The following is a 12397-nucleotide window of genomic DNA, read 5'->3' as shown; positions in this document are numbered from 1 at the left end:
TGCGAGTGCCGCTATCGTTCTCTCTTCACAACCCTCGCTTGGGAAGGAACCACCCCATGATCGGTTTGGTACTCGCCGCCGGCGCCGGGCGCAGACTGCGCCCGTACACGGACACGCTGCCGAAGGCGCTGGTCCCCGTTGACGGGGACACCACGATCATGGACATCTCACTGCGCAACCTGGCAGCTGCCGGGCTGACTGACGTCACGATCGTCGTCGGCTATCAGGCCGGCGCCGTGGAGGAACGTGTCGAGGGCTTCGAGTCCAAGTACGGCGTGAAGATCTCCCTGGTTCACAACGACAAGGCCGAGGAGTGGAACAACGCCTACTCCCTCTGGCTGGCCCGGGACCACTTCGCGCAGGGCGCGCTCATGGTGAACGGCGACACCGTGCACCCGGTCAGTGTGGAGCAGACGCTGCTGGCCCAGCGCGGCCCGAGCATCCTTCTCGCTGTCGACACAGTGAAGAAGCTTGCTGACGAGGAGATGAAGACCGTCTTCAACGAAGATGGCCAGCTCACCAAAATCACGAAGCTGATGGACCCGGCCGAGGCGTACGGGGAGTACATCGGCGCCAACATCATCGAGGCGACCGCGGCCGGCCGGCTCGCGGACGCGCTCAAGGCGACCTTCGAGCGCAACCCGGACCTCTACTACGAGGACGGCTTCCAGGAGTTCGCGAACCGGGGCGGCGAGGTGCGGGCCGCCGAGATCGGCGACCTGCCCTGGGTCGAGGTGGACAACCACGACGACCTGGCCAAGGCCCGGGACATCGCATGCCGCTACTAGCCCGTAGCGTCCAGACCCCGCTGCACATCGAGGTGCGGCGGGGCGCGGTCGCCGACCTCGGCAAGATCCTCTCCGACGGCCGGATCTCCTCCGGTGGCGAGGTCGCGGTGGTGGTCGGCCCCGGCCTCGGCGAGAAGGTGGTGGACCTGCTCCGCCCCTCGCTGAAGGCCGCCGAGATCTTCGTCACCACCGGCGGCAGCCTGGACGCCGCCCTGGAGCTCTCCGGCAAGCTGCGCAGCGGCCACTACGACGCGGTCGTCGGCATCGGCGGCGGCAAGACCGTCGACACGGCGAAGTACGCGGCGAGCCGCTGGGGCCTGCCGATGGTCTCGGTGGCGACCAGCCTGGCCAACGACGGAATAGCGTCACCGGTGGCCAGCCTGAACAACGACGGCATCAAGGGCTCCTACGGGGTGCACATCCCGTTCGGCGTGGTCGTCGACCTGGACTTCGTGGAGAACGGGCCGGAGCGGGTCAACCGCGCCGGCATCGGCGACGTGATCAGCAACATCAGCGCGCTCGCCGACTGGGAGCTGGCCCGTGAGGTGCGCGGCGAACCGGTGGACGGCCTGGCCGCCTCGCTGGCCCGGATGGGTGCCGAGGCGGTGCTCACCATGCCCGGCGACATGAGCGACGACGCGTTCGTCACCGTGCTGGCCGAGGCGCTGATCTCCAGCGGTCTCGCGATGGCCGTCTGCGGCAGCAGCCGTCCGTCCAGCGGCGGGTGCCACGAGATCATGCACGCCACCGACTCGCTCTATCCGAACACCGCGTCGCACGGCGAACTGGCCGGGCTGGGTGCGCTGTTCTGCACGTTCCTGCGCGGGGACGAGCGGCGGTTCCGGCAGATGTCCGAGTGTCTGGAACGGCACCAGCTTCCGCGTACGCCGTCCGACGTCGGCCTGGACGCCGAGCAGTTCGTCCGGATCGTGGAGTTCGCGCCGCGGACCCGGCCGGATCGCTACACCATCCTCGAGCACCTGGCCATGACGCCGGAGCAGACCCGGCAGAAACTCGCTGAGTACAACGATGCCGTCGCCAACTGACCCCCGCCCGACCTCCCGGATGGACTCCGCGCCGCCACCGAACCCCCGCGCGACCTCCCGGATGGACTCCGCGCCGTCGGCAGCCGCCGGCTCGGCGCCTGGTTCCGGCAACCCCGCCGGGGGTACGCCTGGAGCCTCCGACTACTACGCCGTGAACCGGGGCGGCGGGCTGTTCAGCGAGGGCGTCAGCCAGCGGATCGGCGCCCGGATCGCGGTGCGGGCCCACCGGCACCACCTCACCCCGACCGTCCTGACCATTTTCAACCTCGGTCTCGGCTGCCTCGTCTCGTTCGTGGTTATCGCCACGGCTGGCCCGGTCGCCGACGGTAACGTCTGGGCCGCCCCGGTCGGCCTGCTGGCGCTGATCGGGTGGCAGCTGGCGTACGCGTTCGACTGCTCCGACGGTCAGCTGGCCCGCGTCACCGGCCAGAGCAGCCCGGCCGGCGCCCGGCTCGACGTGCTCTGCGACGTCGCGGTCCAGTCGTCACTGGTCGCCGCGCTCGCCGCGACCGCCAAGGCGCAGGAGCCGGACACACCGGCGTGGCTGCTCGCCGCGTTCGCCGCCACCTGGATGGTCAACCTGGTCACCTCAGTGATGCAGGGCGGTGACCAGGCCGCCAGCATGGTCACCAGCCAGTCGCTGCCGATCCGCGCGGTCAAGCTGATCCGCGACTACGGAGCGGTGATCACGCTGGCCGGTGTGGTGCTGACCGTGGCGCCGCAGTGGACGGTCTGGTTCGTGGCGCTGTTCACGCTGGTCAACGGCGGTTTCCTGGCAGCCAGCATCGCCTTCGCCGGACGGGCGGCCCTGCGCGGGTAGCCATCACCGGCGGCCCTGCGCGGGTAGCCCTCAGACGCGGACCGGGATCGCCGACGACGAACCGATGACCTGGCCGGTCTCGTCGAGCGCGTCCACCACCACGTACTCCGGAACACCGGCGAGCGTCAGCTCGGTCTCGAAGCCGGCCCGTTCCGCCTCCACCGCGGTACTCAGCGCGCCCGGCCGCCCACCCGCCCGGGCGCGCCACCGGGCCACCCCGGTGTGCCCGTTCCAGCTGGCACTGGCGATCACGCTGTCGCCCTCGACCCGCAGGCCCAGGGCGGGCTGGTCGCGAGCCACACCGGCCCACTCCGCCTTGTACGCCCGGTACGACTGGTTGTCCCGCGGCAGGTGACCGGCGAGGCGTACGGTCCCGTCCGCGTCGTGCTCAGTGAAGTGCGGCTGCTGACCCCACCCGATGAACGTCCCGCCGTCGGCCAGCTCCCGGAAGTTTCCCTGCGTCGGTGCGGAGAGCCGCTGCGGGTGGACGTGCTCGGCGACGAACGTGACCGTACGGGCCTTCTCGTCCACGCTGAAGATCAGTCCACGCGAGTAGTCCCGCTCGGTGGTGATCCCGGCACCGTTGTCGAAGATGCTGTAACCGCCGTCCCGCCGGCGCTGGAAGTCGTGCTGCCAGGAGAAGGCGGAACGCTCGTCGACCCGCAGGTCCGACCTCTTCCCGCCGATCCGCCAGAGCACCGCGCCGGTCCTGCGGTGCACCTTGTAGAGCCCCCAGGTGTGCCGGGCCGAGAAGAGCAGGTGCCCGTCGGCGTCCAGGCTGACCGAGTTCGGGTGCAGGTAGTCGTAGGGCAGGTGGGCCGAGGCGCCCTGGGGCAGCGGGGCGTACGACTCGTCCAGCCCGACGTGGTCACGGGCACGCCACTCGAGGATCAGCCGCCCGGTCGCGATGTCGATCTCCTGGAGCACGCCGTCGTGCAGCACACCGTCCGCCGGGCCACCCAGTGAGGTCAGGTCGTACGGCACCGGGTCGTACACCCAGAACAGCGCCGTACCCTCCGCGGTGATCAGCAGGTCGTGCTGGTCGGCCTGCTCGGTGCCGGCCGCCCGGATCCGGGTGATCTCCCGGTACGCCTGGTCCACCACGACGAACTCGCCCTGCCCGACACCCTGCCCGCCGGTACCGCCGATGGTCCCCTCCCACCAGGTCAGCACCGGCTTTCCCCGGTATCGCTGTGCCTTGAAGTCGATGGCGACCGTGGCCGGGTCGGGCACCTTGCGGAACCAGACCGGTGAGCCCTTCTCGTCGACGATCAGCGGCCCGCGCAGCGCACCGGCGAACGGTGTCAGGAACACGTGCCCGGGCGCCGTGCCCCGGCCCGGCGTGGTGATCGTGACGTCCGGCAGGCCGTTCAGGTCGGGACGGGACCGGTATTTGGCCGCCGCCGGCGACGGCGCCGCCGCGCTCTCCTGAACGGGCGGGCTCTCCGACCGGCCCAGCAGATATCCACCCCCGCCGGCCACCGCGGCGGCTGCCGCCGAGCCGAGGAGCATCGTGCGCCGCGAGACGCCGGGCTTTGATGTCGATCGATCGGTCACGGCCCCGAGGTTGCCCACCCCGGGTGAGATTTACCTCGGAGTGCGCTGTGAATCCGAAATCATGCTGGTGTAGATCTCGATCAGCCGGCCGGTGAGCACGTCCGGGTGGAAGTGCCGCAGGTAACGCTCCCGCGCGACGACGGCGGCCCGGGCGGCTCCGGCGCGAGCCGTCGGCAGGGCGGCGGCCAGCGACTCCGGGTCCGGCTGGGCGAGCCAGCCGCCGGCTTCCGCACCGGCACCCACCAGATACGGGATGCCGCCGACCGCCGTACCGAGAACCGCCCGACCCGACGACATCGCCTCCAGGATCACCGTCGGCAGCACGTCCTCCCAGGTCGGGACCGCCACCACCACCGCCGAGGCGCGGCGGGCCGCGACCATGCCGGCCCGGTCCAGCGGCCCCAGATAGGTGACATCACCGCGCTCGGCCGCCGCCCGCTCGGCCAGCGGGCGCAACTCGCCGTCCCCGGCGATCCGCAGCGTGCCGAGGCTGCCGTCCGGGTGCCGGCGCCAGGCGTCGAGCAGCAGGCCGAGGCCCTTCTCCGGGGAGAGCCGGGCGCCGTAGAGGAAGCCGTCGCCCAGCGGGTCCGGCGTACCGGGGTCCGGCAGGCCGTTCGGCTTGATGACGATCCGGTCGCCCGGAATCCCGTAGTCGGTGAGGTGCGCGGCGATCTTGTCGGTGAGCGCGATGTAGCGGTCCACCGAGCGCCAGGTTCCGCGGTGCACGGCCAGCGTGGTCGCCATGATCGCGCTCTGCGCCGCCGAACCGCGGTAGCACTTGTGCGCGACGGCCGGCCAGCCGAACGCCTTACCCCGGCAGTCCCGGCAGTTGTGCCCGTCCCGGAAGTACAGCCCCGACGAGCAGACCTGGCGATAGTTGTGCACGGTCTGCACCACCGGTACGCCGTGCGCGTGCGCGGTCCGGATCACCCACGGCGAGAGCAGCGGATAGGGGTTGTGCAGGTGCAGCACGTCCGGCTTCTCGGCATCGAGCAGCGCTGCCAGGTCTCGCTGAGCCTCGGTGCCGTAGACCGGGGAGATCGGCAGCAGCACCTTGCGAGCCGTCGACATCTCGTCGATCGAGTCCGAACTGCGCTGGAAGGGCACCACCTCCACGCCCGCCGCCCGCAACTGCCCGATCTCGGTGTCGACGATGACGTTCTCCCCTGACGGGATCGCCTCGCGATACCGGTTGTGCGCAACCACCACCTTCATGGCGCGAAACGCTACCGTGAGACGGTGCCCGAACTCCCCGAGGTCGAGGCGCTCGCGGCTTTCCTCCGTGAGCGCGCGGTCGGCCACACCGTGCAACGTCTGGAAGTCTCCTCGTTCAGCGCGCTGAAGACCTATGATCCAGCGCCCTCCACCCTGGCCGGGCTCGAGCTGACCAGCGCCGGCCGGCACGGCAAGTTCCTCGACATCGGCATCGGCCCGGAGATCCACCTGATCGTCCACCTGGCCCGCGCCGGCTGGCTGCACTACCGGGAGTCGTTCAAGTCGCCGGCCCCGCTCAAGCCGGGCAGCGGCCCGATCGCCATCCGGATGCGGCTCGACGACGAGTCCGGCTTCGACCTGACCGAGGCCGGGACGCAGAAGTCGCTCGCCGCCTATCTGGTCCGCGACCCGGCCGAGGTGCCGGGCGTGTCCCGGCTCGGCCCGGACGCGCTGGCCGTTTCCCTGGACGAGTTCACTTCTCGCATTCGCGGGCGAAATGGACAGATCAAGGGTGTCCTCGTCGACCAGGAGGTGCTGGCCGGCATCGGCAACGCCTACTCCGACGAGATCCTGCACGTGGCGCGACTGTCGCCGTTCGCGCTGACCGGAAAGCTCACCGACGAGCAGCTCAGCGGGCTGTATGAGGCGATGCGCGAGGTCGAGACGGACGCGGTGCAACGGTCCATCGGGATGAAGGCGGCGGAGCTCAAGGGCGAGAAACGGGCCGGTATGCGGGTGCACGCGCGGACCGGCCTGCCGTGCCCAGTCTGCGGCGACACCGTGCGCGAGGTGTCGTTCGCCGACAAGAGCCTGCAGTACTGCGCCACCTGCCAGACCGGCGGCAAGCCGCTGGCCGACCGCCGCCTGTCCAAGTTGGTGCGGTGACGTGCCACCGGCAAATCGCGGTGAGGTGCCACCAGTCGATCACGGTGAGATGCCACCGGCCGATCACGGAAAGTACACGCTGGGATTGCTGCCGCAACGTCACCTTCACTCCGGCCGATCCATCGGTATAGTGGCTCGGTCCCTGGCAACCGTTGTGACGCTAACGGGTACCGGCGGACCTGCCGATGATCGAACGCTCGTGGCGGTGCGTAATCTTTTTCCGGATGCGGGAGGCCGTAGGCGAAGTGACGACTAGCCTGCATCGCCCAACCACCGACAGCAGCCGGAGCAAGCCCGTGGGGTACGACAGCTTCGAGTGGCAGGAGCCGCCACCGAGCAACGGCGTTCCCCGATCAGCGTGGACCCGCCAGCATCGGAGATTGTCGCGCTGGCACCGGCCGTACACGTTGGCGCTCATCGTCCTTGATCTTCTCTCCGCCCTCGGCGCGAGCTACACGGCGAGCCTGCTGGAGAAGTCGCAGGCCGGTTTCACGAACCGCAGCTGGGCCTTCCTCGACGGCACCGAGCTCTTCACCTTCTTCGCCTACGTGGCGCTGCCGCTCGGCTGGCTGATCCTGCTCTGGACCAACGGCTCCTACGACCGGCGTTACCTCGGCCTCGGCAGCGAGGAGTACAAGCGCGTCGTCCGCACCTCGGTCACCGTCGTGGCCGGTGTGTCGCTGCTGGCGTTCGCCACCAAGGCCGACCTGTCCCGTGGCACCGTCGCCACGGTCTCCATGACCGCCCTGCTGCTCATCCTGATCTGCCGGGTGACCGCCCGGCAGGTCCTGCACGTCGCCCGCCGCCGGACCGGCCACGGCGCACACCGGATGGTCCTGGTCGGCACGCTGCCGGAAGCCCTCGAGGTCTACACCGCGGTCACCCGCAGCCCCGCCGCCGGCCTCATCCCGGTCGCCATCCACATCACCGACGGCTATGCGGCCGCCCGCGGCATCGAGACCCCCGTCCCGGTCTACGCCGGCCGTGACGTCCTGGCGCTGGTCCGCGAGGTGGGCGCCGACACGATCGCGGTCTGCGGCTCCGCCAGCGCCGAACCGGGCGAGCTCCGCCGCCTGGCCTGGCAGCTCGAGGGCACCGGCGTGGACCTGGTCGTCGCACCTCAGCTCACCGACATCGCCGGCCCGCGTGTGCACATCCGCCCCATCGAGGGCCTGCCGCTGCTGCACGTCGAGGAGCCCACCCTCTCCGGCCCCGGCTGGCTCACCAAGAACCTGATGGACCGCATCGTCGCCGGCCTCGGCCTGATCCTGATCAGCCCGATCCTGCTGTTCATCGCGATCGGCATCCGCCTCTCCGACCCCGGCCCGGTCTTCTTCCGCCAGCCGCGCGTCGGCCACGAGGGCCGCACCTTCCGGGTGTGGAAGTTCCGCACCATGTACCAGGACGCCGAAGAGCGCAAAGCCACCCTCGAAGAGCTCAACGAGTCCGACGGCATGCTCTTCAAGATGAAGCACGACCCGCGCATCTTCTCCTTCGGCCAGAAACTGCGCGCCACCTCCCTGGACGAACTCCCCCAGCTGATCAACGTCCTCAAGGGCGAGATGTCCCTCGTCGGCCCCCGCCCCCTCCCCGCCGACGACGGCGACTACCTGGGCGACGTCCGCCGCCGCCTCCTGGTCCGCCCCGGCATCACCGGCCTCTGGCAGGTCAGCGGCCGCTCCGACCTCTCCTGGGACGAGGCCGTCCGCCTGGACCTCTACTACGTGGACAACTGGTCCCTCACCTACGACCTGAGCATCCTGTGGCGCACCATCTTCGTAGTCCTGAAACGCAAGGGCGCCTACTAACCACCCCCGTCGACATTCCCGCCAATCGACACCCCCCTCACCCCCAGCCCAGCCACCCAGCTGGCACTGAGCGGTACCTTCCGCGCCCCAACACCCCCCTCACCCCCAGCCCAGCCACCCAGCTGGCACTGAGCGGTACCTTCCGCGCCCCAACACCCCCCTCACGCCCAGCCCAGCCACCCAGCTGGCACTGAGCGGTACCTTCCGCGCCCCAACACCCCCCTCCCGGCCAGCTGAGTTACCCGGCTGGGGCTGAGAGGGGTGTTGGGGGCGGAGGGGCAGGCGAGGCGAGGGGGCATGGTGTTTTGGGGCGGGAGGGGCGAGGATTCCGGCGTGGCTGGTCAGGTGGGGAGTGTGCTGGCGGTGGTGGCCGTGCTGGCTGCCCTCGCGGCGGCGGTGGTGGCGGTGTTGAGGTTGCGGGCTCGGCGGGGGATTGCCACGGCCATGCAGCGGGCCACCTACGACGTGTTGCACATGGCGGCGCTGGCGGCGGAGCCGTTGCGGGCGGGGCTGACCGCGGCTACGGCGGGTAAGGCGGTGCGGCATCTGCGGACGCTCGTGGGCGCCAAGGGGCTGGCGATCATCGACGGTGAGACGTGCCTGGCGTTCGACGGTCGGGGGACTCATCACGAGGACCAGCTGGTGGCGGCGGCGCAGCGGGCTACGAAGACGCAGCGGTCGGTCGTACTCAATGGGTCTGATCTTCCTTGTGACCGCATGGATTGTGTGGTGCGCGGTGCTGTGGTGGCGCCTCTGGCCGGGCCGGACGGTGCGGCCGACGCCGCGCTCGTGGCGGTGGCGGATGATCAGCCGGCGCCGGGTCTGGTGCAGGCGACGCTGGAGGCGGCGCGCTGGGCCGGGTCGCAGCTGGCCCTGGCCGAGTTGGACTCCTCCCGGGAGCGGCTGGCCCGTGCCGAGGTGCGGGCGTTGCGCGCCCAGATCAGCCCGCATTTCATCTACAACGCGCTCACCGCGATCGCCTCGTTCGTCCGCACCGACCCGGAGCGCGCCCGCGAGTTGATTCTGGAGTTCGCGGAGTTCACCCGGTACTCGTTCCGTGCGCACGGTGAGTTCACGACGCTTGCCGAGGAGTTGCGCTCGATCGATCGCTATCTGACCATCGAGCGGGCCCGGTTCGGCGATCGGTTGCAGGTCAGGCTGCAGATCGCGCCCGAGGTATTGCCGGTCGGGCTGCCGTTTCTGTGTCTGCAGCCGCTGGTGGAGAACGCGGTTCGGCACGGTCTGTCACGGAAGACGGGCGTCGGTATGGTGAGCATCGAGGCGCGTGACGCGGGGGCGGAGTGCCACATCACTGTCGAGGACGACGGGGTCGGCATGGATCCGGCGATCTTCGGGCAGGACCGTCCGGAGAACGAGGACGGGCAGCACGTCGGTCTGGTGAATGTGGACGAGCGGCTGCGTTCGGTCTTCGGCGATCACAACGGTCTGGTGGTCGAGACGGCGCTGGGCGCGGGGACGAGGGTGAGCATGCGGGTGCCGAAGTTCCATCCACAGGTCCGAGCATGACAATGAGCATGAAACGGATCCGGGCGTGAGCAGCCTCGTCGTGCTCGCGGTCGACGACGAACCGCCGGCCCTCGACGAGCTGGCCTACCTGCTGAACGCGGACGGCCGGGTCGCCCATGTGCACCGGGCCGGCGACGCGACCGAGGCGTTGCGGGTGCTGCGCGACACCGAGGTGGACGCCGTCTTCCTGGACATCCGTATGCCCGGTCTGGACGGGATGGAGCTGGCCCGGATCCTGCGCCGGTTCGCGCAGCCGCCGGCCATCGTGTTCGTCACGGCCTATGACGACGGGGCTGTGGACGCCTTCGACCTGGGTGTGACCGATTATGTGCGCAAGCCGGTGCGGGCGGAGCGCCTCGGTGAGTCGCTGCGGCGGGTGGCGGGCCTGCGTTCCGCGCCGGCGCCGGCCGTGCCGGCGGACGAGCCGGCCATCCCGGTGGAGCTGGCGGGCACGACCCGCATGCTGCCGCGGTCGTCGGTGCGGTGGGTGGAGGCGCAAGGGGATTACGCCCGGCTTCATACCGGGGACACTTCGCATTTGGTACGGGTATCGCTCGCCACCCTAGCCGAAAGATGGGCCAATGCCGGTTTTGTCCGTATCCATCGGTCCTATCTCGTACAGTTGCGACTGGTCACCGAGCTACGGCTGACCAACTCGGGATACGTGGTAGCGGTGGACGGAGCCGAGTTGCCGGTGAGCCGCCGGCACACCCGAGAGCTGAAAGACCGCCTGATTCGGGCCGCCAAGCACGACTGGACCCGCTAATCCACACCTTCATCCACAGGCTCTGAGGTTTCTCCACAGGGTTATCCACAGGACATGCAACTTGCATGTGTACGGCGATCATCTCCACAGTTCGTTCACAACTCCATCCCCGGCTCTGCGCACCCGGTTTATAAGCTCACCGCCGCGGGTGCGTCACGGGGGCGCACCCACCCGACAACGGTGGACGGAGGTGCCGAGCATGGAGACGATCGAACGGCGAGTTCTCGTGGTCGAGGACGAGCGGGCCATCGCCGACGCCGTGGCCGCCCGCCTGCGCGCCGAGGGCTTCGTGGTGCACCTGGCCGGCGACGGGCCGAGCGCGGTGCAGGCCGCCCGGACGTTCCGGCCGGACGCGATAGTGCTCGACGTGATGCTGCCCGGCTTCGACGGCCTGGAGGTGTGCCGCCGGATCCAGGCCGAGCGGCCCGTGCCGATCCTCATGCTGACCGCCCGCGGCGACGAGACCGATCTGCTGGTCGGCCTCGCGGTGGGCGCCGACGACTACATGGCCAAGCCGTTCTCGATGCGCGAGCTGACCGCCCGGGTGCACGCTCTGCTGCGCCGGGCCCAGAAGACGGTCGCCGTCCAGCCGGTTCAGCCGAGCCAGCCGACGATCCGGCTCGGCGACCTGGAGATCAACCAGGCGGAGCGGCGGGTGCTGCGCGGCGGGGTGGAGGCGCACCTGACCCCGACCGAGTTCGATCTGCTCGTGCACCTGGCCGGGCGTCCGCGTACGGTCCTGCCCCGGGAGCGGCTGCTGGCCGACGTGTGGGGATGGGCCGACGCCTCGGGGACGCGTACGGTCGACAGCCACATCAAGGGCCTGCGGCGCAAGCTCGGCGCCGACCTGATCCGGACCGTGCACGGCGTCGGGTACGCGCTCGAGGTCGACAGATGAAAAACCATCGACGGATGAGAACCCACAGCGCCGAGGTCGGCGGATGAGGATCTACCGCGTCGCGACCAGGATGCTCGGATGGCTGCCCCGGCCGCTCGACCCGGTCCGCTCGATCAAGGCCAAGCTCTCCCTGGCGCTCGGGTTCGCCGGCGGGGTGGGACTGCTCGTCTTCGTGTGGAGCATCGACTTCTACCGGGTCGACCTGCTGTGGATCGCCATCGCCGCCGCCCTCGGGCTGGTCACGTTGCAGGTGATGGCACACGGTGCGACAGTGCCGCTGCGCGAGATGACCGTCGCCGCCCGGGCGATGGCTCGCGGCGACTACACCCGCCAGGTGCGGACCCGTTCCCAGGACGAGGTCGGCGAGCTGGCCGCGGCGTTCAACCAGATGGCAGCGGACCTGGCGGCCGCGGACCGGCAGCGGCGCGAGCTGATCGCGAACGTGTCGCACGAGTTGCGTACGCCGATCACCGCACTCCAGGCCGTCCTGGAGAACATCGTCGACGGGGTCGCCGCGGCCGAACCGGACACCATGCGCACCGCCCTCGCCCAGACCGAACGGCTCAGCCGCCTGGTCACCGACCTGCTCGATCTGTCCAGGCTGGACGCCGGCGTGGTGCCGCTGCGCCAGGACCTGATCGACGTCCCGTCCTTCCTCGACGAGGCGGTACGCGAAGCCACGGTGAACGCCGAAGGCACCGGCCTGGACGTCAAGTTCGACGTGTCCGCCCCCGGCATGGTCCTCGCCGGCGACCGGGAGCGGCTGCACCAGGTACTGGCGAACCTGCTGGACAACGCGGCCCGGCACAGCCCGCCCGGCGGCGTGGTCACGGTCCGAGCCGAGCGCCGCGACGAACACCTCCTGCTGGCCGTGATTGATCAGGGCAACGGGATCCCGATCGCCGAGCGGGAGCGGGTGTTCGAGCGGTTCACCAGGGGCGAGCGGGCGACCGGCGGCGGCACCGGGCTGGGCCTCGCGATCGCCCGCTGGGTGGTGCAGCTGCACCGGGGAACGATCGCCGTGGTCGAGCCCGGCGACCGGAGCGGTTGCCACATCCAAGTACGTCTCCCACTGCAAGCCGGCTGA

General features: G+C 70.2%; 11 protein-coding genes. 9 read left to right on the top strand and 2 right to left on the bottom strand.

Annotated features, from left to right (window positions below):
* Positions 1–56: 56 nt before the first annotated feature.
* The 3 genes from ACFQV6_RS10505 to ACFQV6_RS10495 are packed head-to-tail and all read left to right on the top strand — an operon-like array spanning position 57 to position 2654.
* Entirely contained in the window at positions 57–788 is a 732-nt protein-coding gene (locus ACFQV6_RS10505) for a sugar phosphate nucleotidyltransferase (RefSeq protein ID WP_378027188.1), read from the top strand.
* Positions 776–1834, top strand: a complete 1059-nt coding sequence (locus tag ACFQV6_RS10500) for an iron-containing alcohol dehydrogenase family protein (RefSeq protein WP_378027187.1) — start codon at positions 776–778, stop codon at positions 1832–1834. Before ACFQV6_RS10505 ends, ACFQV6_RS10500 begins: the two co-directional genes overlap by 13 nt.
* Positions 1818–2654, top strand: coding sequence for a CDP-alcohol phosphatidyltransferase family protein (locus tag ACFQV6_RS10495; protein WP_378027186.1), 837 nt, complete (start codon positions 1818–1820; stop codon positions 2652–2654). The genes ACFQV6_RS10500 and ACFQV6_RS10495 overlap by 17 nt, the downstream gene beginning before the upstream one ends.
* A 30-nt stretch (positions 2655–2684) precedes the next feature.
* Here the strand turns inward: ACFQV6_RS10495 and ACFQV6_RS10490 are convergent, their stop codons facing one another.
* Both ACFQV6_RS10490 and ACFQV6_RS10485 read right to left on the bottom strand, forming a co-directional pair.
* A complete protein-coding gene (locus ACFQV6_RS10490) occupies positions 2685–4211 on the bottom strand; it encodes an arylsulfotransferase family protein (RefSeq protein WP_378027185.1) in 1527 nt (508 codons plus the stop codon).
* Positions 4212–4241: 30 nt separating this feature from the next.
* Complete coding sequence (locus tag ACFQV6_RS10485) at positions 4242–5426, bottom strand: glycosyltransferase family 4 protein (RefSeq protein ID WP_378027184.1); 1185 nt, start codon at positions 5424–5426, stop codon at positions 4242–4244.
* A 24-nt stretch (positions 5427–5450) separates the two neighbouring features.
* Between ACFQV6_RS10485 and ACFQV6_RS10480 the strand changes: the two genes are divergently transcribed.
* From ACFQV6_RS10480 to ACFQV6_RS10455, 6 genes are all read left to right on the top strand, one after another.
* On the top strand, positions 5451–6311 hold the full coding sequence (locus tag ACFQV6_RS10480) for an Fpg/Nei family DNA glycosylase (RefSeq protein WP_378027183.1): 861 nt from the start codon (positions 5451–5453) through the stop codon (positions 6309–6311).
* Between the two features lie 224 nt (positions 6312–6535).
* Positions 6536–8119, top strand: a complete 1584-nt coding sequence (locus tag ACFQV6_RS10475) for a sugar transferase (protein WP_378027182.1) — start codon at positions 6536–6538, stop codon at positions 8117–8119.
* A 333-nt stretch (positions 8120–8452) separates the two neighbouring features.
* Positions 8453–9646 carry a sensor histidine kinase gene (locus ACFQV6_RS10470; RefSeq protein ID WP_378027181.1) on the top strand — a complete coding sequence of 398 codons (1194 nt, stop codon included), beginning with the start codon at positions 8453–8455 and terminating at the stop codon, positions 9644–9646.
* 25 nt (positions 9647–9671) lie between these two features.
* Positions 9672–10412: a LytR/AlgR family response regulator transcription factor gene (locus ACFQV6_RS10465; RefSeq protein ID WP_378027180.1), complete on the top strand. Its 741-nt coding sequence runs from the start codon at positions 9672–9674 to the stop codon at positions 10410–10412.
* 199 nt (positions 10413–10611) lie between these two features.
* Positions 10612–11310: a response regulator transcription factor gene (locus tag ACFQV6_RS10460; protein WP_378027179.1), complete on the top strand. Its 699-nt coding sequence runs from the start codon at positions 10612–10614 to the stop codon at positions 11308–11310.
* A 43-nt stretch (positions 11311–11353) separates the two neighbouring features.
* A complete protein-coding gene (locus tag ACFQV6_RS10455; RefSeq protein ID WP_378027178.1) occupies positions 11354–12397 on the top strand; it encodes an ATP-binding protein in 1044 nt (347 codons plus the stop codon).

Origin of the sequence: Actinoplanes sp. GCM10030250, assembly GCF_042666575.1 — a bacterium.
Taxonomy (GTDB): domain Bacteria; phylum Actinomycetota; class Actinomycetes; order Mycobacteriales; family Micromonosporaceae; genus Actinoplanes.
This window is presented reverse-complemented; position numbering and strand designations above follow the sequence as displayed.